This window comes from Prevotella sp. SGI.167, assembly GCF_050313615.1.
Lineage (GTDB): Bacteria > Bacteroidota > Bacteroidia > Bacteroidales > Bacteroidaceae > Prevotella.
The window spans coordinates 12,845-36,886 of the sequence record NZ_JBNPLT010000031.1; the positions used below are offsets into that span (position 1 = coordinate 12,845).

Consider the following 24,042-nt stretch of genomic DNA (forward strand, 5'->3'; position numbering starts at 1 on the left):
AAACAACCCCGAAAAAGGCATTTGGATGATAATAAGTGATAAATTATAATAAAATCCTCCTATTCCTCTCGGTGTTGTCTTTTCTTTTTTGTAACTTTGCGCAATAATTTAGATTTTAATACAAAGTAATTCAGACATTAAGTAATAGTAATGAAGAAATTATTGTTTGCAATAATAGCTTTTGCGGCCGTTTTCTCGTTTGCCGCATGTAGTGATAATGAGACTTACGCAGATTTGCGTAACCGTGAACTTGATTCTATCGCTGCCTTCCTGAAGAATGAGAATATCACCGTTATTTCAGAGGATGAGTTTACCAAGCGATTTAAAGAGGGTAAGACTCTTACCGAGCATACCAATGGCAAGAACGAGTATGTCTTGTTCAACAGTAATGGTGTGTATATGCAGGTATTGGAGCAGGGCTGTGGCGATTTTATCAAATCTGGTGAAACTGCAGATGTATTGGTGCGTTTCGATGAATATAACATTAATACCCGTGCCAAGATCTGTAAAGATTCATGGACACTCTCTAATAAGGTAGCTGCTTATTCTTATTATATAGATAAGATGACGGTAACCAATACCACCGGAACCTTCCAGGCCACTTTTGATACCAAGACCAGTTTGATGGCTACAGCTCATGCCAGTCAGTCTTATGGTGTCAGTGGTGTCGTACCTAGTGGATGGCTCGTTCCTTTTACATGGATCAAGGTTGGTCGTCCTCAGACCGATGCAGAGCGTGTTGCCCATGTTCGCTTGTTGATTCCTCATTCATACGGTACTACAACCGCTTCGGGTAGTGTGAATGCATATTTCTATGATTTGCTCATCCAGCGCGGAAGATAATCCGGTTTGTTGAAGAATTTTCCTTAATAATTCATTTTAAAGATATAATTATGACATTAATTAAGTCTATTTCTGGTATCCGCGGTACAATTGGCGGTCCAGCGGGCGATACTTTGAATCCGCTCGATATCGTAAAGTTCACTTCTGCATACGCAACATTCATTCGTCGTAGCGGTGCTTCGAAGAGTAATACCATCGTTGTTGGTCGTGATGCACGAATCTCTGGCGAGATGGTTAAGAATGTAGTTTGTGGTACCTTAATGGGTATGGGCTACGATGTTTTGAACATTGGTCTGGCTACTACTCCTACTACTGAGCTTGCCGTAACCATGAGTGGTGCTGCGGGTGGTATCATCATTACTGCTTCCCACAATCCACGTCAGTGGAATGCCCTCAAGCTCCTGAATGAGAAGGGTGAGTTCCTGACTGCTGCCAATGGTAGCGAGGTGTTGAGTATCGCTGAGAAGGAGGACTTCGAGTATGCTGATGTTGATTCTCTCGGAAAATATACAGAAGATAATGCATTCAATAAGCGCCATATCGACTCGGTGCTTGCTTTGAAGCTCGTTGATGTTGAGGCTATCAAGAATGCTCACTTCAAGGTTTGCGTAGATGCCATCAACTCTGTGGGTGGCGTTATTCTCCCTGAGTTGCTCGATGCCCTCGGCGTAGAATATACATTCCTGAATGCTGAGCCTACCGGTGATTTCGCTCACAACCCAGAGCCATTGGAGAAGAATCTCGGTGGCATCATGGATGAGTTGAAGAAGGGTGGTTATGATATGGGTATCGTTGTTGACCCGGATGTTGACCGTCTGGCTTTCATCTGCGAGGATGGTAAGATGTTTGGCGAGGAATATACCCTGGTAAGTGTAGCTGATTATGTATTGAGCAAGACTCCAGGTAACACCGTCAGCAACCTTTCATCTACTCGTGCGCTCCGTGATGTAACCGAGAAGCATGGCGGTTCATATTGTGCTTCTGCCGTAGGTGAGGTGAATGTAACCACCAAGATGAAGGATGTTCACGCTGTGATTGGTGGCGAAGGCAATGGTGGAGTTATTTATCCTGAGAGCCACTATGGTCGTGATGCCCTCGTAGGTATCGCTCTCTTCCTGAGCAGTCTGGCTCATAAGGGCTGCAAGGTGAGCGAGCTTCGTGCCAGCTTCCCTAACTACTTCATCGCCAAGAACCGCATCGACCTGACCGCTTCTACAGATGTAGATGCTATCCTCGTCAAGGTGAAGGAGCTGTATGGCAAGGAGAAGGATGTAACTGTTACTGATATCGACGGTGTGAAGCTTGACTTCCCTGACAAGTGGGTTCACCTCCGCAAGAGTAACACTGAACCAATCATCCGCGTATATAGTGAGGCTTCAACCATGGAGCAGGCTGATGAACTTGGTAAGAAGCTCATGCAGGTAGTTTATGATATGCAGTAAGATACTGTATTATATATGAGAACGACTTCTCACAATTATAGGCAGCAATGCTTATAAGTGTGAGAAGTCGTTCTCGTTTATAGTAAAAGTTGTCCGGATATTACTTATTTATTTTCGGAACAGTCAGCTTCTAAAGCCGCACAACAGCTGTTGTGCGCTTGCATATCAGCTGTTGTGCGCTTGCATAACACGTGTTGTGCGCTTGTTGCCCAGCTGAAGTGCAGTTATGTTAGTTCCGGTATAATTTGATGGAAAATTTATTCCTCTGCCAGCTCTTTCATCGCATCGTTTAATGTGTTGAAAAGAACGTTGATGTTTTCTTCTTCGTTCTTGCATGCCTCCTTGAAGAGGGCAACAGGATCTTCAGGATCGCCCTTCAGCGGAGCCTCGTTCAAGAGGATGTTCACATTGTTCAGCAGCATACCGTGCAGGGTAGGCATGTGGAGCTGATGCTGGCTGCCCTCCTTGCTGCCACATTTCAGTCCGGCTGCGTATGCCTTCACGATGATACGCACCAGCAGATGGATAGCCATCGGTTCGTCGGCAAGACTGATGAGAATGCCATGCGTATAATCGCGTACGTGCTCCTCTATGCTTGTAAACTTACCCTGCAGAAGCCAGGTGAAGTTGCGCTTGTATTCAGCTTCCATCACCTTGTAAAGCTGGTTGGATTTGGGGGCTTTAGAGGCCCTGAATGTTACTTACTTTCTTGAGAGGTTGCGAAGACAGGAGAAGTGGGCAGGATGAGCAGATGCCCTTATATGGCTGGTTGCTGGAATGATGTTGCCATGTGTAGAGGATGGCGAGGTCGGCAATCTTCACTGCGATGCCCTGGAGCACCAACTCTCGGATGCACGCTACCATGTCGGTAATCATACCCTTAATCGCTCCTCGCGAAAATGGGGTGTTGTGACTTGCCATGTGATCTACGAGCTGGTCGATGTCGTAGGTCTGAGTGATGACCGGATAGGCGAAGAACTTGCCATAGGCATTCGGCACCTTCTCATTGATGTTCTTTTTTAATACGTACTGAATCATAAAGTGGTTAGTTTAGTGATAGTCTCCTTCTACCCCGATGGGGCAGGAGCATCATCCTCTTTGAATGACAATGCAAAGATACGAAATCTGAAAACGCCACTTCATACTTTCTCATACTTGCTCACACTTTCTCATACTTTCTCATACTTTCTCATACTTGGAAGCCTATGGTTCGCCGAGAAAATAGATAATATAGGAAATTTGCATAGGAGTGAATTCCTTGCTGTTCTTGTCGTATCCGCTTTCATGAAGCTTCTTCAGAAGGTCGGGATTGCGACAAATCCAACGCATCAGATGAGCACTTGCCACCACGGGTGACAAATCGGGGAAATAGAGCAGAGCCAGTTCCTGCTTGGTATAGCTTCTTATATCCATATAGCTTTTGATGTTTAAGTATTATACTTACGGGTTGAAAGTAACATACTTACGGGTCGAAAGTAAGATACTTAGTCCTCGAAAGTATCCGTAGGATCGACGGCAGCGTCGCTGTTCAGCTCGATAGGTTCCTTCTCTATGACCATATCTTCCTTCTTCACATGGTCGAAGTCGAGCTGGAACATGTAGGTAGGTTTTAGGAAGTCGGCGAGTGGATGGCTCTCCGAAGATTTGATACAAGGGAAGTACGATGGCATCGTAGTTGTCCCATTCATGCTGTTGTAGTTTGGGTCTTTTTTCATTTTGTTTAAAAATTGCAGTTGTTTATATTATTTTGTTGTTTCCAACGTTCTCTAAGAAAGAGAGTGGGTGAACGCTTGGCGATGAAGTCGGTGAAGGGTGAACCCCGATGCCAACCTTTAGCGTTAATAATGTGTTAAAAACACTATATAACCCATTATAATAGAGGCTCTTATATTTCTAGCATGCGCTGTATATACAAAGTTCTTTTTATTAGGGTTCACCCCGGAGCCGAAAAGGTGAATGCTTGGGGCAAGTGTTCACCCCGCTGTTCACCATTCGGTAACTGTCAGCAAAGTTACGACAAAAGGGCGATATAGGAAATCGAAAATTACCACATTGTGGTAAAAATAAATAATTTAAGTATTAATTTTGTTTAAAAAGGAACGATGGAAAAAAGAAATTCCTACTTTCTGCCGCTGAGAAGTTGAAGCTCGCGGCTGAGATTTCGTCGAAGACTGCCGAGCAGCGTTTTGACAAGTTGTTAAACCAGTTAGTGAAGTCTGCCAAGCACATTTATTCAGAGAAGGCGACTTATCATGAGTTGACCGAAGGCATGCGTGCCTGGGTGTTGAAGAAGAGTGATATCAAGAAAAAGTTTCACCTGACCCGCAGTTTCTTCACCCATTTGAACAAGGGCGAGCATATGTTGCTCTCCGAGTTTGTCCGTTTCACCAATTGGATTTTCACCCATTATCCTAGCGAGGAGGTTCGTCTGGAGGCATTGTTGGAGGTTTGCACGGTGTTGTTCTGTCACACGAAGGAGAACGCCGATTACGGTTGGCATCCTTTCTCCCGTCCTCTCGACCAGATCTTAGAGGACATGATAGAGAAGGAAGTGAAGAAGCGAGTAGAGAAGGAGTTAAGAATCCGCGCCTTGTATTTAGAGACTCCTAAACTACCATGAACAACAAAAACTAACTAAATATAAACTATTGAAATACAGGCACATTTAGATTTTAACACTTCGAACTTGCTATTTGGTGGTTCCCGATTTTCCGCTTATTTTTGCAACGTATTTCTACCGCGGAGAATTTAGGGAGCTTTTATTTTGCTATCTCGTGGACAGAGTTGACAAAGGTTTACAAACGTTTACTTTGGTTGACTCGAATACTAAAGGGAAAGAAGAAAGGAAATGGTCTCGTTTGAAAAAAGAAATATCGTGGAAAGAGTTGACAAGGGTTGTCATCGGTTTACATGAGTTTACTGCGCGGTGGTTTATACAAAAAGAATGTAAAACCACATAATTTGGAATCGAATGAGAAAGACAAGAAAATGTGCTTTCTGCGGCAAGGAGTTCACTTGCAACAGCGGTTCGCAGAAGTATTGCTCAGAACATTGTGCCGAGTCGGCAAAGGCTCAGCTCAAGAAGAAACAGCAGGACTTTATCAAAGCAGTAGAGCCTGTCATTGACATCGCAAGCCAGGAGTATCTCATTTTTTCAAAGGCTGCCATCCTCATGGGATGTACGCGCCAGTACGTTTACAAATTGGTTAACGAAGGAAAACTCGCAGCATCTCGCATCAGCAGTAGAATGGTATTCATCCGCAAGGCAGACATCGAACAGATGCTGGCTGGCAATCCCTACCATAGAGTGTTACCTGGGTCTTCTCAAAACAAAGTAGGCAAAAGGTCATCCACTCCATCATCTTCCCTTTCATCAAAGAAAGACAACAAGCACATACCCAAAATAGGTATGAGGTTTTCCGAACCGCTCGAATACATCTCTGGTGAGGATGTCATGGCTACCTACAAGGTAAGGGAGTCATGGCTATACACATCAGCCAAGAGAAACGACATACCCATGTGCAAGAGCGCGGGGAAGAACTATTATAGCCGTAAACACATGGATGAACTTTTCGGAGTTACTGCCGAGATAGAAGCCCTAACAGAGTGGCTCACGACCGAGGAGGCGGAAACTCTCTACTCCACAACCAAGGAATCATTGCGCACCCAAGCATACCGTCGCCATATTCCCACCAAACGAGAATATGGCAAGACCTATTATTCAAAGAAACATCTTGATGACATCTTCCGTCCTGACTTGAAAGCAAGCGATGCCTATTGCACCACAGCAGATGCAGCCGAGAAATACGGTATGACCAAGAGCAATATCTGCGTTATCATCAAGAAAGAGAAAATAACCAAGATAAAAGTCGGTGTCCAAAACCTCATCGTCAAAGAGGAACTTGAAAAGGTAATGGCCGAGAGGCTGGCTCAATTTGGTTCCTATCGGGTTCAATGACGATGGAAAACAGAAGTTACATCCACGATTTTGAGCAAAATCCAGTTATTCCTCAATTATTCACAAGTTACGATAAGTTTTCATCATCACGGGTGCACCATTCGGTTACTTTGTACCCGAATTGCCGGCAACAGCCATCAGCATTCAGTAAAAAGTAAAAATCCTAAAAGTATTATTATGAGTAACATCTGCAAGACCGTGACACTCCGCACACGCAAAATCAAAGGCGGTGAACAGCTATCCTTCTATCTCGACTACTATCCCGGCTATAGGGATGAGAGTACGATGAAGGTCATGCGTCATGAATCGCTCGGCATCTACATCTATGCCAAGCCGAAGAACCAACGAGAAAAGGACTACAACGAACGTATGCGTGAGAAAGCGGAAGCCCTTCGCTGTCGTCGCTATGAATCTATAGTAAATGAAAGATATGATTTCTTTGACAAGGAGAAGATGAAGGGTGATTTTCTTGCCTACTTCAAGCAGAAAGCAGACAAGAAGAACTGCAAGTGGCAGCACGTCTATAAGCACTTTGCCCGATTCTGCAACAACAAGTGCCGTTTCGATGAAATCACCGTTGACTTGTGCAACAAGTTCCGCGAGTATCTTTTGAATGCCCCACAAACTATCCACAAAGAGCACAAACTGCACATAAATAGTGTGGCCGGTTATTGGTCAACCTTCCGCGCTGTACTCCATACCGCCTATAGGGAACACAAGATTATGGAGAATCCCAATGGCTTTCTGGAACGCATTGATACTATTCCAACAGAGAAAGAACATTTATCCAAGGATGAACTTATAAGGCTGGCAAACACACCTTGCGAATATCGTGTGTTGAAGACTGCCTTCCTCTTTGCCTGTCTGACGGGACTGAGAAAGAGTGACATCAAGCAGCTAATATGGGAGAACATACAACCATACGGTGACGGAGGCATGTACGTGACACTCCGTATGCAGAAGACAAAGGAACTGGTGAACAACCCCATCAGTGACGAGGCGCTGGAACTGATTGGTGAGCGTGGAACTGGCATTGTCTTCACAGGTTTCACTGACAAACTTACCCAGACACCCTTGAAGAACTGGCTGAAAGCCGCTGGCATCACCAAGAAGATTTCGTTCCATTGTAGCCGCCATACATTCGGTTCTCTACAAGTGGATGCTGGTACGAGCGTCTATACTGTCCAGCACATGTTGGGTCATAAGAACGTCTCAACCACGCAAATCTATGCGAATATGGCGGACGAGAGCAAACGCGAGTCGGTAAACCGTATCACTCTTAGACCAGCGAAGACAGCGCAACTAAAGGTCGTTGGGCAATAACTACCTATATCTGTTCAATATATGTATCATCATTGGGGAGAGGCTTTGCTTCTCCTTTTTTTGTTTCGTACCTTTTCGTTTATTCTTGACTTACAATCCTTATAGTATGAAAAACGCCGTAAAATCATACTCGATAGCCAACTAAAATTAAAAAGAAGCAGATTATTTTGACAATCATCAGCTGTCAGAAACAACCAAAGTAACTTTGCACACCGAAAGAGCCAATCGCAGGCTACAAACAAGAGTAATTACGATAGTAAAAGGTAAAAACAATGAAAGAGACATCAGTTATAAATGGTGAACCGGTATTCCCTACAATAAACTTCAAGGCCATGCTATATTTGCTGGTAAGCATAGCGGTGTTGTTCATCGCTATCATACCGGCACGAATAATCAGCGGTATATTCTCACAAGATGTGAGCATCTTCTACATTTCCTTCGCAGGCTTTACTGTGTTATTGGAGTTTATGGTATGGTGCTTCCTATGTGTGCCAATGAAAATCTATGAATCCATATTAGCCAACAAAGCGATGGATGAGAAATTAATTGTCGCAGAAGAACAACCCGGATCAAAGTTACCAAATGAGGAAGTCGTTTCTGGGGAGCCAGAAATGCTATTGGCAATGAAAGAAGAAACGAAAGACATCATTACTCCTTCCTCTATGATTGACCTTTACAGACAGGGTTGTGATGATTTTTACAGGAATCAAGCCTCTCATAGGAAAGAGCAGCTTGACAAGATCATGGAATATCTTCATTATACCATGGCTCCGTTTATCAAACAGGATGACATGGAGACATTCTGTGCTGAAATCATGTCGTTTGCCATCAATCCAGCATACGAACCGAAGCCACTTGTCGGGTTAAAAGGTACACTGACCAGTTTTGACGTGCGTCATCTGATATGGAACATCACTTCAAGGTTAGGACTCGGCAAGAGCAAACCATACAGCGTGGAACTATGCATCAATTTCATCCGCACCATGTTCCCAGACCTTTGCAAGGACCTTGATAATTCCACCTTGAAGAACCTAAGAGTCACATCAACATCGGACAAAATCCATATAGACTTGCCTGGCAAAGACGGAGTATCGTTTCATATACCTCAATCCATAAAGTAGAATCACCTCCTTCTCATCGTTAACAACTAGCCGCATCCGATTTATATTGTCAGATGCGGCTGGTCCTATATTCAGGTACCTTTAACAAAACTGGCTATCTTTCCCTGCCAGTATATAGAACTTCGTCTGCCTTCTTAGTCCCACTGCAAAAACAGTCGAATCATACGACAGTTTTTGCAGTGGGTTATTTGTGCTTACTTGCTAATATCATGAAGATACCTGGCGAAAGTCTCTGTTGTCATTCAATAATCATCTGATAATCACACCTTTTCAAGTTATTATAAAGTGATTTGCGAATTACCATAAGTTTCCATCAGCACGGATGCTTCATTCAGTTCCTTTGCACCCGGTCTCTAACCAAAGTCCGTGAAAATTATGGAACAAAATGAATTGACATTCAACGACCTCCCACAGGTCATCGCCCAGCTTCGGAATGAGGTGATGGGTATGAAAACACTGCTTATCAAACAGCAGGAAGAGAATCGGAAACATCATGTTCGCGAGAGCCGTCACAAGCCCATGACTGTGGAGGAAGCGGCTGAGTACACACGCATTCCTTTAGGGACGCTGTACATGAAACTCGGTGACGGGACGATACCAGCCACCAAGCCTGGCAAACGTTACGTCCTCTATCAGGACGAACTTGACAAGTGGCTGGAGGTGAACCGCAAGAATGCCGTGCCGCTGACAGCAGACGAAGAGAACAATGCCATTCTCTCTTCGCACAAGCGCAAGCCGAACAAGTCCTGCTGGTATGATTAACAGATAGAGATATGAATTACATTGGTTTGATGAATCAAATGTGGCGTTCTGCCATGAAGTCGCCAATGCCAGCAAGTGAGATTGCCTTGTTTGCCTATCTTGTGAACGAATGCAACAAGCGTTTCTGGCAGATGCCCTTTGCCTGTTCCACTACAAGGATAAGTGATGACCTCCGTGTTTCAAGACAGACGGTCATCACGGCAAGGGAGCATCTTGTCAAGCGCAGATTTATCTCGTTCACCGAAGGCAAATCACGTCATCTACCGTCAACCTATACGCTCACAAATTGGACGGATGACTTGACAGTAGAGTTGACAGATGGCTTGACACATATAAAAGATAAAGACAAAGACAATTTAATAAAAAGCGATTCAAAAAATCTTTCAATCAAAGAAAGGGAAAGGAATAATGAAAACAACACTCAAAATCGACGTAGAGGAATTAAAGAAATCCATGCTACAGCGTCGTCCTATGAGGGCTCGTTTTAGAATACCCATGTCAGAGGATAAGGCTTATGCCTATCTGTTGGCTGCAATTATGGCTGAGGTGGAATATCGACACCGTGTCTTCTGTTCTAACGAAGATATGGAGAAGCAACTTCAGGAGATGGCTTATTGGCTTACCACACCATCATCCCATTTCGGCATCCTGCTGTGCGGTGGATGTGGAAATGGCAAGAGTACAATGCTTAAAGCATTCCAACAATTGCTGAACACACTGCATATTCCCAAACCATACAACGAAGGAACGTATGGAATCCGAATTGTGGATGCAAAGTACATTGCGTACCTCTGCAAGAACAACTATGAGGCATACCGTAAACTCATAAATGTTGATATGCTTGGCATAGATGACCTTGGCACGGAACCATCAGAGGTATTGGACTATGGTAACATCTATACACCTGTCATTGACCAGCTGACAAAGCGTTACGAAGAGCAGCTTTTCACCATTATCACGACCAACCTCACTCCGCAGCAAATCCGAGGGCATTATGGTGACCGTATTGCCGACAGGCTCAATGAGATGGTCAAGAAAATCGTGTTCAACAATTGTACTTATCGTATAGACAAATTTGCGACACGTGGTTAGTTGCATTCCAAATCTTCGGGCATTGGGCTTGCCCATGTGCCAGATTATTCTGGCATCGGGAAGCCTAATACCCCAACCATCTATCGATGCCTGGGAGACTGACCAGATAAAAAAGCAAGCAATTATGGTTACTGAGCTTTGATAGTTCTACGAAACTATGCATTGTAAATGCCACATTCAGTGTGAGTCGGTTAGCCAGCAGTATCAGCGATCCGAAGAGAAACTGGGTAATGCCGTAGATACCATCAGTGGTAAGTTTGATACAATGAGCGAGCACATTGGCCGAGTCATGGAAGATGCACCCACAAAGTTGAAAGTATCGGTGAATGTCTCAGACGCTGACTGGCAGAAGATGCACGAAATCCATGCCCAATAGCTGGAGCTAGAGGAACAGAAACTTGCCGACCACGACAAGCAGCAGGAAACGATTTGGCAGAAATATATCCAACGACTTACTGACATTATAAAGAATAACGAGGGCGTATGGATTTCTGCTAAACTGTTCTACGTCGTTGACTCCCTTTCCCTTCTGTCAATCATAACGATTGCAATGGAGGTAGCTTTCTATGTGTATTTTCACTATATACAATAGTCCAAAGAATAAACTATTCAAAAAGAGCCTTGCTAATATCATCTTATTGAAATGAGTTTGACAACTATGACAACTATAATCTGAATATGCTTCTTATCAAGAGAATTATCCTCAGAAGGCTAAACAGGACTCCCTACTTGCTCCCTTGCTGAATTCGAACCCTTCCCAGAGGATTGAAAATTCACAAGACTGCACATGTTTTCAAAAACGATGCCACGTTCAAGAAAGTGTATTACCCTGAAAAACATTGAATGAAAAAAAACTGGTGCCAAACAGTAAAAGAGCTGGCAAGCCTATTATCTGCACAAGGACTGCCCACATATCCCAACATGGTCAATGATTGAGTCTGCACCATAAGGCAATATTCAATCTTTTATAGGGTTTAAGAGAATAGATTCAACCATGATTAGGGTTAATAGAAATTATTCAACCCTTAACAGGGTTTAAGTTAAAATCCATTCAACTTTTTTAGGGTACTACATCATGATTATGCAAGGTGGTTCTCTTGATCTTGCTGAAAAGGCTGATGCAGGTTATCACACAACTTTCATCATAGGATTTGAACTCGGATAGGGACCTAATCGCAGCTGAGGCGAGCGATCTTGCGCTCGCCTCAGTGGCTTATATGAACAGATTGACGTTTGAGTTTTCGGCTCGTTCCATATAGCTTGCTACGCCGCCTACGTTGACGTTGTCGAGGAGTTCGTCGCGGCTTATCCCCATCACGTCCATAGACATCTGGCAGGCTATGAATTCCACGCCGTTGTCGATGGCTTGCTGACGCAGGGATTCGAGCGAGTCGACTCCTTTCTTGGCCATGAGGAAACGCATCATCTTGGAGCCTATGCCCATCATGTTCATCTTGGAGAGTGAGAGGCTGGTGGAGTCTGAGGGGAGCATCCATGAGAACATTCGCCCCCAGAGGTCTTTGGCGACGTGTGGCTTGTGGGTCTTCTTGATGGCGTTAAGCCCCCAGAATGTAAAGAAGATGCTGACTTTCTTGCCCGTGGCTGCCGCTCCGTTGGCGAGGACGAAGGTGGCGAGGGCTTTGTCGAGGTCGTCACTGAAGAGGATAAAGGTCTTGCCTTGGGCATTCGTCGTGGGGAGTGGGGTTCCTACGGGGCATGGTGTCGCCTTTTCTATTTCTACAGTGTGTATGCCGCCCTCTGAGTGTCTGCTGACGAACTTGTTGCCTGTGGTGCGGCACCATGCCTCAGCATCGCGTGGGAAGCCTGCGTCTGTGGCCTTTATCACCAGAGTCTGACCTGCACTAAGTCTGTCCATGGCCTGTTTCATCTTGAGAATGGGTCCTGGGCATTGTATGCCGCAGGCGTCGACCGTGATTGTCACCTTGCCTTGTGGGCTGGGGCGGCATTCGCTTGCGACGTGCGTCTCGTTTTTGTCGTCAAAGCCTTGGGGGGTCTCTCTGCTTGCGGTGGCGGCCTTGTATGTGCGCAGTCCTCCGATGAGGTTGCTCACTTGGCTATAACCGTTTGCCTTGAGTATGTTGGAGGCGAGGTAGCCGCGCAGGCCTACTCCGCAGAAGAGCCATACGGGGCGTGTTGTGGGTATCTCGCCAAGGCGTTGCCTCATGTCGTCCAGAGGAATGTTGATCGCACCGGGTATGCTGCCCAATGCGTATTCGTCGGGGGTACGCACATCGACGAGGGTGACTGCGGACGTGTCGGCGTCGCGCATCTCACGCCAGTACAGAGGCTGCATCTTTCCGCTGAGTATATTGCAGGCGACGTAGCCCGAAATGGCAACGGGGTCTTTGGCTGACGAAAACGGGGGTGCATAGGCGTGTTCGAGTCGGGTGAGTTGCTCTGCAGTGGCTCCCTGCTTGATGGCGAGTGCGTACTGGTCGATGCGTGTGTCCACTCCGTCGCAGCCTACGATCTGCGCTCCGTAGATGCGTCCGTCTGTGGGGGAGAAGGTTATCTTGATCGCCATCTGGGTGCTGCCAGGATAGTAGCCTGCATGGGAGCCGTTGTGTATGGTGGCTGAGAGGTATGGTATGTTCATCTGCTTGAGCCGCTTGGCTGGCAGACCCGTGGAGGCTACCGTGATGTCGAAAACTTTTGCTATGGCTGTGCCTATCGAGCCTTCGTATCTGACACTGTTGCCCAGCACCATATTGTCTGCCACGATGCGTGCCTGACGATTGGCTGGGCCTGCGAGGAAGTTGAGCCACGGTTTGCCTGTGATGGGGTGTGGGAATTCGATGGCATCACCTACGGCATAAATGTTTTCGTCTGATGTCTGCAGATATTCGTTTACCCAAATGCCACGCATCTCGCCTAACTTCAAATGTGCGTCTTGGGCAAGGCGTGTCTCGGCTCTCACTCCGATGCTCAGCAGGACCATATCGGCCTCAAGCTTTATGCCTGACTTGAAGTGTACGGAGAGTGCTTCGCCTTGACGTGAAAAGCTCTCTACGGCTTGTTCGAGGTATAGCCTGACTCCCTGCTCCTGCAGATGCTCGTGTACGAGGGCCGCCATGGAGTAGTCTATGGGACCCATCACCTGTGGGGCCATCTCGACGACGGCGACTTCCGCGCCTGCGTGTCTGAGGTTTTCGGCCATCTCAAGACCGATGAAGCCTCCACCCACGATGACTGCGCGGCGTACTTTGTGGCAACTCAGGTATGACTTGATACGGTCGGTGTCGTTCACGTTTCTCAGCGTAAAGATGCCTTCGCTCTGTATGCCAGGGAGTGGGGGCACGACCGGTGAGGCTCCGGGTGAGAGCAGGAGCTTGTCGTAGCGTTCTGTATAGGTCTTTCCGTCGGTGGTCTTGACCGTCACCTGTCGCTGCTCTGTATCGATGGCTGTGACCTCGCTGTTGGTGCGGACATCGATGTTGAAGCGTTTGCCGAATGCCTCGGGTGTCTGGACGAAGAGCTTGTCGCGCTCTTCTATCACGCCGCCTATGTAATAGGGTAGACCGCAGTTGGCATACGATATGTATTCCCCTTTCTCAAAAAGGACAATCTCTGCTTCTTCGGAGAGCCTCCTCATTCGGGCTGCCGCGGTGGCTCCTCCGGCGACGCCTCCCACTATGACGAATTTTGTTTTGGCCATTTTCTCTTTGTTTTAATGTGTAAGTTTATCGTAATTGTACGGTTCTTCCCCGTATAAGTAAGTCAGTTTCCACGCTCATACCTAAGCGCCAACAGCAGGTAGGGGCCTCCCATTACGTAGCTATCGCCACCTTTTACCCATTGCCTAACCTGTTTGTCTCGAGTACAAAGGTAGGTATTTTTTTCCATATTGCCAAATATTTTGAAGAAAAAATGCTTCATCATGCAACATAATTGCCCAAAATGGTGTCTGTATTGCCCTGAAAATATTGAATGAAAAAAAATCTGGTGCCAAACAGTAAAAGAGCTGGCAAGCCTATTATCTGCACACGAACTGCCCACATATCCCAACATGGTCAATGATTGAGTCTGCACCATAAGGCATTATTCAATCTTTTATAGGGTTTAAGAGAATAGATTCAACCTTGATTAGGGTTAATAGAAATTATTCAACCCATAATAGGGTTTAAGTTAAAATCCATTCAACTTTTTTTAGGGACAACACTACACGGCAAGGGTCTGTTGTCATTATGTCATTATGTCATTAGGTCATTATGTCATTAAGGATTCGGGATTGTCATTTAGCCCCTAATATAATTATATTTTAAATCACTAGTGTCCCGTTAAAACGAGACGATTATCAAATAAGTTATTAATACTCAAAAGTTTACGGACTTTTTATAGTGTATTCGAGTTGATTTTGTATCTTTGCACGCATATTTAAAATACGTGTGCGATGAACAAAGGCAAAACTATATTCTCTCAGATTATGTCACTTATACCAGAACGTGATTTCAAAACTTGTGTAGACCGTTATAAGGGAAACTACAGAGCAAGAAACTTCTCTTGTAAAGACCAAATTCTAGTAATGAGCTATGCTCAATTAACAGGTCGTGAATGCATTCTTTGTTACTAGGGCAAAAGATAACATGCTTTTTGAAGTTGTATCAGAAGCCGAAGTTGACAAGAGTACTGGTATCATTTCTGATGAACGTATCAAATTAACAGGACTACATACTGCCAAATGGTATCCTGAAGAACTTAGAATGGTAACCTATGAGGACTATGCAACAAGTAAGGTGTATAGGTTTCTCACAAACAACATAGAATATGAAGCGCTTACCATATCTGAATTATATAGGGAAAGATGGAACGTGGAACTTTACTTTAAATGGATTAAGCAACACCTTCACATCAAATCCTTTTATGGAACTTCCGAGAATGCCATATATCTGCAAATCTGGATTGCCATATGCACATACTTGCTTTTAGCTTATGCAAAGAAAGTGATGCACATAGAACAATCGCTACACACTATTTCAAAGAACGTGGGTCTATTCCTTACGGACAAGACTCCTTTAAATGAATTGTTTAACAAAGCTGTTCCAACAGAAGAGACGGAGGATTGGCTATATCCTAGCCTTTTCAGGCCCGATGATTTCTAAACGGGACAGCAGTGATTTTAAATATAATTATATTAGAGCTTTTTGACAGAGTTTTATTTTCTTAATGATATAATGACATAATGACCTAATGACAAATGGAATTTGCTAAAAACATGATATTCAATCAGTTGCAAGGCTCTCCAATGTATTCAAAGAGCAATTCAACCTCTTTTTTAGTGAAAAAATGGTCGCGCTGATGGTCGAAAAATCCCACTTTCCGGAGTTCTTCGCATAGTTTTTGGTCTCCAATTGTAAGCGTCTCCGCATTTATACCTTGCCCTTTATCGTAAAAGTTCTTACCTTTGCACCATAATTTTAAAAGCAACGAAATTATGAGAGCAACAGAACGTTATGAGAGGGCATGGAATGCCTTCCAGATTCATTTGAATCATCCATCTGCGGAGTCGTCGATTTGCCGATTCTTGGCTCAAATTTGGTGAAAATAGGTGTGTAAGGTGATTGGATGTAATAGATATTTGGGCGTAAGAAGCTAAAGTGCTCATTGACAGCGCATGAGCCACAGCGAATGACCTTGGATATCTACTTCTTCACGAATGAAGCGACTTCACATCTACACTCCTCCACAACTGCTTGCTACAATGCAAATATAATGATTTTTCAGCAAATTTGCAACGATTTTCCATATTTTCTGGTGCCTGAAAGCATTAAAATCAAGAAAAATAATTTTTTTTCAAAATCTTGGACAAAAACGGACAAATACGGACGAGGCCAATTTTTTATGTCGTATCTTTACACCGTCGAAAGTGAAAGATGCGGCGGAGTCTTTCCCTTAGCGACACCCACAAAATGTCTTCGCGCCCCTTATCTCGCGCAAGGGAAAGGAAGGGAATTTGTGGGGAAAACAGACTGATCTGATTGTAATTAGTAACTTGCACCAGCTGATCAGTAATAAGCCTGCTGGGATAAACCCTATCCTCTTGTCCCCGGCCCAGCAGGAAAGATGTGAAGATGTGAAGGTGTGAAGGTGTTAAGATGTGAAGATGTTCATTGACGCTACATAAGACTCTGCACAAGACTAACACTACTGAAGACCTTGAACACCTTAACATCTTAACAAGCGAAGCGACTTAACACCTTCACACCTTACACCTCCGTGGGATGAGAGGAATTGATATGGGAAAGGTATATGGTAACTGGATCACTGGCGTTCACTCAGGTCGTGCCTGCCGTCAGGACGACATCTACACCAAGGTCAACAAGAAGACCGGCGCATGCTACTCGGTGAAGCTCTGCAACCCGAACACCAACTGGTCGGAAATGGTCACTGCACAGCGCAGCTCGTTCGGTGCCATCAGCTCTGCGCTCAGCGCGTGGATCAAGGCTGAGAAGGAGAAGAACTCGGAAGACTATCAGAAGGTCAAGAAGATGTACGACCGTCAGATTCGCTTCTCCACTCTTCGCGGCATGATGTATGCCAAGGGCATGTACAGCATCGATGAGTCTGGTCTCGTGACCGTTGACATCAATGCCAGCTACAATGCGTCAGCTCCTTCTGGCGGTGGCGGCAGCTCGCAGACTCCTGGTGGTTCTGGTGGCGCTGAAGACCCAGGAAGCGGTGGCAGCTCAACTGGTGGCGGCGACTCAGCTGGCGGCTCACAGTACGAATAAGCTGAGGTGTTAAGGTGTTAAGATGTTCATTGACGCTACATAAGACTCTGCACAAGTCTAACACTACTGAAGACCTTGAACACCTTCACACCTTAACAAGCGAAGCGCCTTAACACCTTCACATCTAAATGAAGCATCAGATTCTTCTTGCCCTTCTGCTCGTCTGCTTCGGTGTCTTCCTCATCACAGCCGCCTTTTTCGTTCCACCGATGGGAGTCATCGACCCGACAGTCCTCACCGCCTTTGGCGAGATCCTGACCTTTGCAGGAGCAGTAATCGGCATCGACTACAAACACCGCATCAAAAATGACAAGACATAGATTTATCAGCAGCATCCAAAAGCTCGCCCTTGGCACATTGGCATCCATCGCGCTCTTATGTTCATGCCGTTCATCAGACATCGCCACACGCGAGTCTGATATCCTGAACCGCATGCAAGAGACAATCTATCAGGACTCCATCCATGTGTCACAGCTCCGATTCGACTCTGTCATTGTCGAGCAATACTTCACCGTCGAAACAATCCGCGACACGGTCTATATCAGGCAGGAATCCAACAAGCAGCATTTCTCCATCCTCCGTGACACGGTCTATGTTGCAAGGTCAGACACGATTGTAAGAGAGGTGGAGGTGATAAAAGAGAAAGAAGCAGTGAAGACCGCGCCACAGCGCAAGCCCTTCACTCTCTACCTCATCTGCATCTTCGCCTCCATCCTTATTCTCCTCGCGCTATATTTTCTAATAAGAAGCAGATTCAGGTTATAGTTGTCAAAGCTGTCAAACTCATTTTGATTCAGCACCTCAGCTTCTTCGATCGTATGAAGGAAATGAAAGTGTCGCACGTATAGTGCGGCACTTATTTTCAAACTCCACGTAAATAAAGCTCTAATCATTTGTCATTAGGTCATTATGTCATTATGTCAATAAGGTTTTAATATTGAAAGGAATTAGATGTGTCATAAATAAAAAACGCCTCGCACGATTTGAGCATTGTTAAGAGGCTTGGCGAGGACTGACGGTGCAAAGATAAGACATTTATTTGGATTGTGCAAGGGTTTGAGGGAAAAGTGTGGAAATGGAGGTGGTTTTTAACGGATGTTGGGTGTTTCGAGATGCAAAATGCAGCATCTTATGTCGTTCACGAGGATCATAGGTCGAGTAGAGCGAGGGAGTTTCACCCTCACCCTCTCACAGAACCGTGCGTGAAAGTCTCCCCTCAAACGGCTCTTCACACTCAACGCTTTGTGCATAGACATAATCTATCACAAATGGTTTTGCTTCTTTCATCATATCCTCCTCTTTGTTTAAGAGTTGTATAATTCCAGTAGCATGAGTGTGTCACCCCCTTCGCTCCATGTCCATTACAGACACTTCAACGCTACTACGGGGCAATCCGTCACAGAAGCGGACTTCGGTACGTTTCTGCCTTGTTCGTCACTTTCGGCATTTCCCTTGGCATTCCGACTTCTGCTTCCCACGTTCCACCAACGAGCCTGTATCACTGTCCTGCCACCTCTATGCCGCATGCCACAATGCCATAGACAGGTTATAGCATTGCTTGTCGCCAGAACTGTCCGACACTGACTTTTGACATGACTTGAAAACAGGATTAACTACACCTCATCGAATGGTTTTCTTCATGCACCTTTTCTCGCCATGGCAATGACTGAGCAAGCTCATCATTGCTCATCTGGCTTAACGAAAACGTTCACTTGCGTTCAGCTCAGTAATACGTACCTCTCTGCAACGCTCACCACCGCAGCGTTTCCGACTGCAGCAGCTTGCAGAGGGTTTGATGCCAGTGCCTGCACACCGACACCGAGAGACCTTCTCTCATCTCATTGGCAGTTACGGCTACATCTTATATGGAAGGTAGCCAACCCTTTATATATAGATGTGCGCCTCGTGGCACACGGACGGGTACATTGGTTCACTCTTTAGGGGCGATGGACCTGTCCCTATGATTCTAAAGTCTTTCTTCACAAAATACTTCGGTTTTGCCAATGATAAGTTTAACGACTGAAATGTTGAGGGTCAATGTACCTGTCCCTCTGACCCTCTAAACGAATCTCACAATACAGGGTTTACTGATGGCTTACGATTTATTACTTTTGGTGAGTTAGAAGGACCGTCAAATATCCAATTGTCTTGCAATCAAACGGGCAGAAGAACACACTAACCCAAAGGTATGTATGTGGGTTTTTGAACCACCGCCAAATAAAACCTTGAAATAATGTCAATTTCACCATTATTTTCTCTTTTAAATTCATTTTTTTTTGGTTGCGACATCTTTTGACGCAAAGAATCATTATCTTTGCAACCAAAATTGATAAAGATATGAGCAAACAGGTAGAACAGATGCGTAGGATGCTGCTTATCCTAAATAACATAAAGCAACGGCAACGGATATCCAAACAGGAGCTTCTGAGCCGTGTTAACGACCGCCTATATTGGATATATGGATATAAGGAGATTGGTGTAAGGACATTGGAACGCGACCTTGAAGATATCGAGTCAATGTTCTGTGTGAATATTTCATACGACCGAAGCAACAATTATTATATAATTGACAGACAAAGTCGTGATTATGATACGAAAATGGCAGAGTTGTTGATGAATTTTGACCTTCTAAACTCATTGGGGAGCGAAAACAACCTGTCGTCTTTTGTTGTGGCAGAGCACCATCGTCCACAACATTCTGAGTGGCTTCCGTCCCTGATTTCCGCCATTAAGAATACACATCCTGTGACGTTCACATACATAGATTACAGACGAGACAATAGCACATTTCCGCATAGAGTAGAACCTCATTATCTCAAAGAATCTAATCAGCGATGGTATTTGTTGGGCTATGAGGGTGGAATATTGAAGAACTTTGGCGTTGACCGTATTCGCAATTTGGAAATACTGAGCGACGAGACCTTCAAAAGAAGTATGAACATTGATGTCGAAGAACTGTTTAAGGATTGCTATGGTATATGGAATGACCCGAGGATGCCGATTGAGGATATTGTGCTTCGCTTTTCACCTCTTGACGGTCGTTTCATCAAATCGTTGCCTATCCATCATTCGCAAAACATCATTGTGGATGACGAAAAGGAATTCCGCATTTCCTTGCGTCTTCGCATAACAAATGATTTCGTGATGGAACTCCTTTCGCGCAGCAAATCTTTGGAAGTGCTGGAACCGCAACACCTTAGAGATGAAATCAGGGAGATATATGAGAATGCAATTAAAAGAAATTCATAACAAAATAAATTAAATTATGGAAATTGTTGAAAAGTTAAAGGACGAAGGCTTCAAGGGCTTCGTAACAGTGGAGGAATTAATGCGCAATCCTAAATTACCAGAAGATGAAAAAGGGGTGTATGTTTTATTGTACACAACTGGTACTTACCCTATTTTTTTGCAAGTGGGAACTGGTGGATTCTTCAAAGAACAAGATCCCAATGTGTCGATTGAAGAACTCGAAACAAACTGGATTGACGGCGAGCAGGTAATATACATAGGTAAAGCTACAAGCCTTAGGAAAAGACTTTCTCAATACATGAAATTTGGCAGTGGGAAAAAGGTAGGACATAAGGGTGGACGATTTATTTGGCAATTAAAAGACTCTGCAAATCTCGTTGTTTGTTGGAAAAGAACAGAGGAGGAACCAAGGCATGTTGAGAAAAAAATGATAGCAGAGTTTAAGTTGTCGCATCAAGGTAGAAGACCTTTTGCAAATTTAAAAGACTAATTATCGTTTGGTAAAGGAGAAAACTATATGGAATTATTTGACGTACAGATAACGACAGACCTTGGAGAGACTATTGTCCTCCAAGTGTCTGCATCTTCGCCACAATCTGCCGAGATGACAGCTATTAGCATGGTGGAATGTGGAGATGCCGGAACAATAAGCCAAAATGTAGTTGACTGTTTCGCATTGTAATAATGTTTACTTGAGTTTTGCAGGCTTCAACTTGTTTGATTTTGAACACTCGTACATACTAACTGCGCTCCGCACCGTGATGAAGATACATGAAATATAGGGCGAGGTGCTTGAAGACAAGTGAGGGAGGGCCATGCTACAATACAGTCGAGAAATGGATCTACTGTCCCTCTGACCCTATTTGGCTTAACGAAAACGTTCACTTGCGTTCAGCTCAGTAATACGTACCTCTCTGCAACGCTCACCACTGCAACGTTTCCGACTGCAGCAGCTTGCAGAGGGTTTGATGCCAGTGCCTGCACACCGACACCGAGAGACCTTCTCTCATCTCATTGGCAGTTACGGCTACATCTTATATGGAAGGTAGCCAACCCTTTATATATAGCTGTGCGCCTCGTGGCACACGGACAGGTCAGTGTCCTGCGGAAAAGCCTCGTTTCGCTCGTAGCCTGAGAAAAATGGGTAGGACACTGACCCTATGACCTATGACCCGATCAAAACCAAAGCGTACAAAAACGCCTTTTACCATATGTATGTCTGCCCAACCTCTGCCCATCGGGGCTTCCGGTATGAGTATAGACGTTATAAAGATAATACTTTTACCTTGAAAACCACTTTGTTTGGCTGGCAAAGTATGATTTCAAGGTTTGATTTAACATTATCAAACATAAATATGTCAAAGAATTCCACTTTTGTGTGATTTTTCTTTCTAAAAAGTTTGTATTATCAATGATTATTCGTATCTTTGCAGCACGAGAACCCGCCAAGCCTCTCAACGATGCTCAAATGTGCGGGTCATTTTTGTTTTTATAGGTATATGGCAACAAAAATTCCGTTCATAAAAACATACTCCACACCCCAAGAGTTAGTACAACTACTCAAAACAAGAGGTATGGAGATAACCGATGAAGAAAAGGCTCAGCATTATCTTTCCCACATCGGTTACTATCGTTTGTCTGCCTATATGTACCCATTGCATTCCATTCCCAAGGAGCAACATCTATTCAAGCGAGGAGTATCTTTCGGTAAGGTTATGATGTTGTATCGCTTTGACAAGAAGCTACGCCTACTTTTATTCAATGAAATTGAAAAGATAGAGGTCGCAGTGCGTTGTGCAATCGTGAACTTTGGAACGGAAATGACAGGCAACCCTTTTTGGATGACTGATGCCAACAATTTCTCAAATCCGTCCAAGTTCAATCGCTCTATACATCTTATAGAAGATGAACTGAACCATACAAAAGAGGATTTCATCAACCATTTCAAAGAGACATATACCAATCAGTACCCACCTTCATGGATGCTGACAGAGATATTGCCATTTGGTGTAATCACCAATGTTTATTCTAACATCAAGAATAAGAAGATAAAGAAGCGTATTGCACAGTCATTTGGCTTGCAAGTTGCACCTTTTGAATCTTGGCTTACCATTATCACTGTAACAAGAAACTCATGTTGTCATCATGCACGTGTATGGAATAGGGTATTCTCTATTCGTGCTACCATGCCAATTAGAATGTCACGTCCTTGGATTACCTTGCCGACAGATCCATTGAAAGTGTACTTTGATATGTGCATCATCAAGTACTTTCTTGACATCATATCTCCAAATAACGATATGCTTGATAAGATGAACAGACTTTTTGCTACGTTTCCAGAAGTAGATAAGGCTGCCCTTGGTTTTCCTTCTGGTTGGGATAACGAACCACTGTGGCAATAAAAGGCATATGGAGTGACTACTAACCACCTTACATCACCCAAATTTTTTGTAATTTCGGTGTGACAGAAGGTTAAAAACGTTAAATCTTCTATTTTTCGTATCTAAACAGAATCCACATCGCCACTTTTCTACCGTTTAGAGTGTATAATACTGATAATCAGCCAATAATAGATACTTTATCTGAAGAAGGCACAGGACGAGATTGGAAAAAAATGATATCATTTTTTTAGATTGATTTAGAACCATTAAGGCGCCGCCTTCCTGCTGGCGAAAGCTGGTTGGATGGGAGTGCTGCATATCCAATTCGAAAGTAGAGTCTAGAAGTTGTTTGAATCCGTGATATCCTGATTAGAATTGCTTCCATATTATTATGTTACTGAAGTTTCGCAAATGAATAAATATCAACTTGCGAAACTTTAGTTACTACTTATCATGGTGGTATATTACCACCTTTACCGGTGGTAAAGTATCAGATAAAATTCGTCTTAGATTTGCCTTTATCCTTTCAGCTGCTGTAACTGGCTCTCCGACAATCCTGTTATTTCCATCACCGTGGCAGCATCCATACCATTTGCCAGCATCTTTCTGGCAATCTCAAGGCTTCGCTTGTTCATGCCCTTCTCCATGCCTTTTTTCATGCCTTCAGCCAGACCCTTCTCCATTCCTTCAGCCAGGCCCTCTTCTTTACCTTCTCGCTTGGCGGTATCAATCGAATTCTTGATATCACGATATGCCATCTTGCTGGCTTCATACTCCCGCTGCTCCTGCGGAGTGAATTTTGCAATCTCGGCTTCTTCGAATAGGCGGTCGAAGACCTTGTCGCATAACGCCTTAGGGCGCTGAGTAAGCTTATAGAGATTCTTTAGGGCATAGAGCCATTTGTCGTAGAGCGTTTCCAACTCGTCCAGCGATTTGTTGAACTTGGCGATTTCCACGTAGATAAATTCCAGCTTATCGTAGAATATCTTGTGCGTGGCAGTATCGCACAACTGCACACGATGGCGGATTTCTTCCTTGTTGAAGGCTTCCTCGTTCATATTGAAGTTGAGCAGGGCAATGGTGTAGATATGGTTGAGTTTGAAATCCCATTCATTACCCTTG

Annotated in this window: 24 protein-coding genes; 18 read left to right on the plus strand and 6 right to left on the minus strand. The window is 44.4% G+C overall.

All coding sequences use genetic code 11. From position 1 onward, the window contains the following. Nucleotides 1-150 precede the first annotated feature (150 nt). Entirely contained in the window at nucleotides 151-843 is a 693-nt protein-coding gene (locus ACQRBJ_RS13030; protein WP_264950638.1) for a DUF4827 domain-containing protein, read from the plus strand. A 50-nt stretch (nucleotides 844-893) separates the two neighbouring features. Beyond that, nucleotides 894-2,285: a phosphoglucosamine mutase gene (gene glmM / locus ACQRBJ_RS13035; protein ID WP_445303865.1), complete on the plus strand. Its 1,392-nt coding sequence runs from the start codon at nucleotides 894-896 to the stop codon at nucleotides 2,283-2,285. Nucleotides 2,286-2,542: 257 nt separating this feature from the next. Here the strand turns inward: glmM and ACQRBJ_RS13040 are convergent, their stop codons facing one another. The 4 genes from ACQRBJ_RS13040 to ACQRBJ_RS13055 form a co-directional block, all read right to left on the minus strand. Next, entirely contained in the window at nucleotides 2,543-2,935 is a 393-nt protein-coding gene (locus ACQRBJ_RS13040; RefSeq protein WP_445303866.1) for a hypothetical protein, read from the minus strand. Between the two features lie 31 nt (nucleotides 2,936-2,966). Further along, a complete protein-coding gene (locus ACQRBJ_RS13045) occupies nucleotides 2,967-3,323 on the minus strand; it encodes a hypothetical protein (protein WP_445303867.1) in 357 nt (118 codons plus the stop codon). Between the two features lie 165 nt (nucleotides 3,324-3,488). Beyond that, nucleotides 3,489-3,698: a DUF4248 domain-containing protein gene (locus ACQRBJ_RS13050; protein WP_445303868.1), complete on the minus strand. Its 210-nt coding sequence runs from the start codon at nucleotides 3,696-3,698 to the stop codon at nucleotides 3,489-3,491. 71 nt (nucleotides 3,699-3,769) lie between these two features. Continuing rightward, a complete protein-coding gene (locus ACQRBJ_RS13055) occupies nucleotides 3,770-4,000 on the minus strand; it encodes a hypothetical protein (RefSeq protein ID WP_445303869.1) in 231 nt (76 codons plus the stop codon). Between the two features lie 425 nt (nucleotides 4,001-4,425). Here ACQRBJ_RS13055 and ACQRBJ_RS13060 point away from each other — a divergent pair, with 425 nt between their 5' ends. The 8 genes from ACQRBJ_RS13060 to ACQRBJ_RS13095 all read left to right on the plus strand — a co-directional run bounded on the left by ACQRBJ_RS13060 (nucleotide 4,426) and on the right by ACQRBJ_RS13095 (nucleotide 10,917). Continuing rightward, nucleotides 4,426-4,905, plus strand: a complete 480-nt coding sequence (locus tag ACQRBJ_RS13060) for a hypothetical protein (protein ID WP_445303870.1) — start codon at nucleotides 4,426-4,428, stop codon at nucleotides 4,903-4,905. 351 nt (nucleotides 4,906-5,256) lie between these two features. Next, entirely contained in the window at nucleotides 5,257-6,243 is a 987-nt protein-coding gene (locus tag ACQRBJ_RS13065) for a helix-turn-helix domain-containing protein (protein WP_294936026.1), read from the plus strand. 177 nt (nucleotides 6,244-6,420) lie between these two features. Then, nucleotides 6,421-7,566 (plus strand): site-specific integrase, encoded by a 1,146-nt coding sequence (locus ACQRBJ_RS13070; protein ID WP_445303871.1) that lies wholly within the window; start codon nucleotides 6,421-6,423, stop codon nucleotides 7,564-7,566. Between the two features lie 332 nt (nucleotides 7,567-7,898). Beyond that, the gene (locus ACQRBJ_RS13075; RefSeq protein ID WP_445303872.1) at nucleotides 7,899-8,687 is read left to right on the plus strand and encodes a hypothetical protein; all 789 of its coding nucleotides are present in this window, start codon (nucleotides 7,899-7,901) and stop codon (nucleotides 8,685-8,687) included. 375 nt (nucleotides 8,688-9,062) lie between these two features. Next, nucleotides 9,063-9,449: a helix-turn-helix domain-containing protein gene (locus ACQRBJ_RS13080; RefSeq protein ID WP_441936573.1), complete on the plus strand. Its 387-nt coding sequence runs from the start codon at nucleotides 9,063-9,065 to the stop codon at nucleotides 9,447-9,449. Between the two features lie 11 nt (nucleotides 9,450-9,460). Continuing rightward, the gene (locus tag ACQRBJ_RS13085; RefSeq protein WP_441936572.1) at nucleotides 9,461-9,937 is read left to right on the plus strand and encodes a hypothetical protein; all 477 of its coding nucleotides are present in this window, start codon (nucleotides 9,461-9,463) and stop codon (nucleotides 9,935-9,937) included. Next, complete coding sequence (locus ACQRBJ_RS13090; protein ID WP_445303873.1) at nucleotides 9,858-10,541, plus strand: hypothetical protein; 684 nt, start codon at nucleotides 9,858-9,860, stop codon at nucleotides 10,539-10,541. Before ACQRBJ_RS13085 ends, ACQRBJ_RS13090 begins: the two co-directional genes overlap by 80 nt. A gap of 157 nt (nucleotides 10,542-10,698) precedes the next feature. Continuing rightward, nucleotides 10,699-10,917: a hypothetical protein gene (locus ACQRBJ_RS13095; protein WP_441936568.1), complete on the plus strand. Its 219-nt coding sequence runs from the start codon at nucleotides 10,699-10,701 to the stop codon at nucleotides 10,915-10,917. A gap of 837 nt (nucleotides 10,918-11,754) precedes the next feature. On the opposite strand, the gene ACQRBJ_RS13100 is transcribed toward ACQRBJ_RS13095, so the two are convergent. Then, a complete protein-coding gene (locus tag ACQRBJ_RS13100; RefSeq protein ID WP_445303874.1) occupies nucleotides 11,755-14,217 on the minus strand; it encodes an FAD-dependent oxidoreductase in 2,463 nt (820 codons plus the stop codon). Between the two features lie 768 nt (nucleotides 14,218-14,985). On the opposite strand from ACQRBJ_RS13100, the gene ACQRBJ_RS13105 reads away from it, so the two are divergent. The 8 genes from ACQRBJ_RS13105 (at nucleotide 14,986) to ACQRBJ_RS13140 (ending at nucleotide 22,941) form a co-directional block, all read left to right on the plus strand. Further along, nucleotides 14,986-15,132 (plus strand): DUF4372 domain-containing protein, encoded by a 147-nt coding sequence (locus tag ACQRBJ_RS13105; RefSeq protein ID WP_229775021.1) that lies wholly within the window; start codon nucleotides 14,986-14,988, stop codon nucleotides 15,130-15,132. Next, a complete protein-coding gene (locus tag ACQRBJ_RS13110) occupies nucleotides 15,110-15,661 on the plus strand; it encodes an IS4 family transposase (protein ID WP_445303875.1) in 552 nt (183 codons plus the stop codon). Before ACQRBJ_RS13105 ends, ACQRBJ_RS13110 begins: the two co-directional genes overlap by 23 nt. A gap of 1,134 nt (nucleotides 15,662-16,795) precedes the next feature. After that, nucleotides 16,796-17,290, plus strand: a complete 495-nt coding sequence (locus ACQRBJ_RS13115; protein WP_441936562.1) for a hypothetical protein — start codon at nucleotides 16,796-16,798, stop codon at nucleotides 17,288-17,290. Between the two features lie 128 nt (nucleotides 17,291-17,418). Then, the gene (locus tag ACQRBJ_RS13120) at nucleotides 17,419-17,610 is read left to right on the plus strand and encodes a hypothetical protein (protein ID WP_235305744.1); all 192 of its coding nucleotides are present in this window, start codon (nucleotides 17,419-17,421) and stop codon (nucleotides 17,608-17,610) included. Next, nucleotides 17,597-18,055, plus strand: a complete 459-nt coding sequence (locus ACQRBJ_RS13125; RefSeq protein WP_235305745.1) for a hypothetical protein — start codon at nucleotides 17,597-17,599, stop codon at nucleotides 18,053-18,055. The genes ACQRBJ_RS13120 and ACQRBJ_RS13125 overlap by 14 nt, the downstream gene beginning before the upstream one ends. Before the next feature lie 1,572 nt (nucleotides 18,056-19,627). Further along, on the plus strand, nucleotides 19,628-20,539 hold the full coding sequence (locus ACQRBJ_RS13130; protein ID WP_445303876.1) for a helix-turn-helix transcriptional regulator: 912 nt from the start codon (nucleotides 19,628-19,630) through the stop codon (nucleotides 20,537-20,539). 16 nt (nucleotides 20,540-20,555) lie between these two features. Next, on the plus strand, nucleotides 20,556-21,029 hold the full coding sequence (locus ACQRBJ_RS13135) for a hypothetical protein (RefSeq protein ID WP_441936553.1): 474 nt from the start codon (nucleotides 20,556-20,558) through the stop codon (nucleotides 21,027-21,029). A 1,009-nt stretch (nucleotides 21,030-22,038) separates the two neighbouring features. Continuing rightward, nucleotides 22,039-22,941, plus strand: coding sequence for an Abi family protein (locus tag ACQRBJ_RS13140; RefSeq protein ID WP_445303877.1), 903 nt, complete (start codon nucleotides 22,039-22,041; stop codon nucleotides 22,939-22,941). A gap of 497 nt (nucleotides 22,942-23,438) precedes the next feature. Here the strand turns inward: ACQRBJ_RS13140 and ACQRBJ_RS13145 are convergent. Continuing rightward, nucleotides 23,439-24,042 (minus strand): Rpn family recombination-promoting nuclease/putative transposase (locus ACQRBJ_RS13145; protein ID WP_445303878.1); only part of this gene is annotated, 604 nt, incomplete at its 5' end.

Coding starts and splice junctions, on each gene's coding strand:
- ACQRBJ_RS13140 (WP_445303877.1), top strand. CDS start 22,039: ATGGCAACAAAAATTCCGTTCATAAAAACATACTCCACACCCCAAGAG.
- ACQRBJ_RS13105 (WP_229775021.1), top strand. CDS start 14,986: ATGTCACTTATACCAGAACGTGATTTCAAAACTTGTGTAGACCGTTAT.
- ACQRBJ_RS13130 (WP_445303876.1), top strand. CDS start 19,628: ATGAGCAAACAGGTAGAACAGATGCGTAGGATGCTGCTTATCCTAAAT.
- ACQRBJ_RS13095 (WP_441936568.1), top strand. CDS start 10,699: ATGCATTGTAAATGCCACATTCAGTGTGAGTCGGTTAGCCAGCAGTAT.
- ACQRBJ_RS13120 (WP_235305744.1), top strand. CDS start 17,419: ATGAAGCATCAGATTCTTCTTGCCCTTCTGCTCGTCTGCTTCGGTGTC.
- ACQRBJ_RS13030 (WP_264950638.1), top strand. CDS start 151: ATGAAGAAATTATTGTTTGCAATAATAGCTTTTGCGGCCGTTTTCTCG.
- ACQRBJ_RS13075 (WP_445303872.1), top strand. CDS start 7,899: ATGCTATATTTGCTGGTAAGCATAGCGGTGTTGTTCATCGCTATCATA.
- ACQRBJ_RS13050 (WP_445303868.1), bottom strand. CDS start 3,698: ATGGATATAAGAAGCTATACCAAGCAGGAACTGGCTCTGCTCTATTTC.
- ACQRBJ_RS13090 (WP_445303873.1), top strand. CDS start 9,858: ATGAAAACAACACTCAAAATCGACGTAGAGGAATTAAAGAAATCCATG.
- ACQRBJ_RS13045 (WP_445303867.1), bottom strand. CDS start 3,323: ATGATTCAGTACGTATTAAAAAAGAACATCAATGAGAAGGTGCCGAAT.
- ACQRBJ_RS13040 (WP_445303866.1), bottom strand. CDS start 2,935: ATGGAAGCTGAATACAAGCGCAACTTCACCTGGCTTCTGCAGGGTAAG.
- ACQRBJ_RS13125 (WP_235305745.1), top strand. CDS start 17,597: ATGACAAGACATAGATTTATCAGCAGCATCCAAAAGCTCGCCCTTGGC.
- ACQRBJ_RS13080 (WP_441936573.1), top strand. CDS start 9,063: ATGGAACAAAATGAATTGACATTCAACGACCTCCCACAGGTCATCGCC.
- ACQRBJ_RS13055 (WP_445303869.1), bottom strand. CDS start 4,000: ATGAAAAAAGACCCAAACTACAACAGCATGAATGGGACAACTACGATG.
- ACQRBJ_RS13115 (WP_441936562.1), top strand. CDS start 16,796: ATGGGAAAGGTATATGGTAACTGGATCACTGGCGTTCACTCAGGTCGT.
- glmM (WP_445303865.1), top strand. CDS start 894: ATGACATTAATTAAGTCTATTTCTGGTATCCGCGGTACAATTGGCGGT.
- ACQRBJ_RS13070 (WP_445303871.1), top strand. CDS start 6,421: ATGAGTAACATCTGCAAGACCGTGACACTCCGCACACGCAAAATCAAA.
- ACQRBJ_RS13085 (WP_441936572.1), top strand. CDS start 9,461: ATGAATTACATTGGTTTGATGAATCAAATGTGGCGTTCTGCCATGAAG.
- ACQRBJ_RS13100 (WP_445303874.1), bottom strand. CDS start 14,217: ATGGCCAAAACAAAATTCGTCATAGTGGGAGGCGTCGCCGGAGGAGCC.
- ACQRBJ_RS13135 (WP_441936553.1), top strand. CDS start 20,556: ATGGAAATTGTTGAAAAGTTAAAGGACGAAGGCTTCAAGGGCTTCGTA.
- ACQRBJ_RS13065 (WP_294936026.1), top strand. CDS start 5,257: ATGAGAAAGACAAGAAAATGTGCTTTCTGCGGCAAGGAGTTCACTTGC.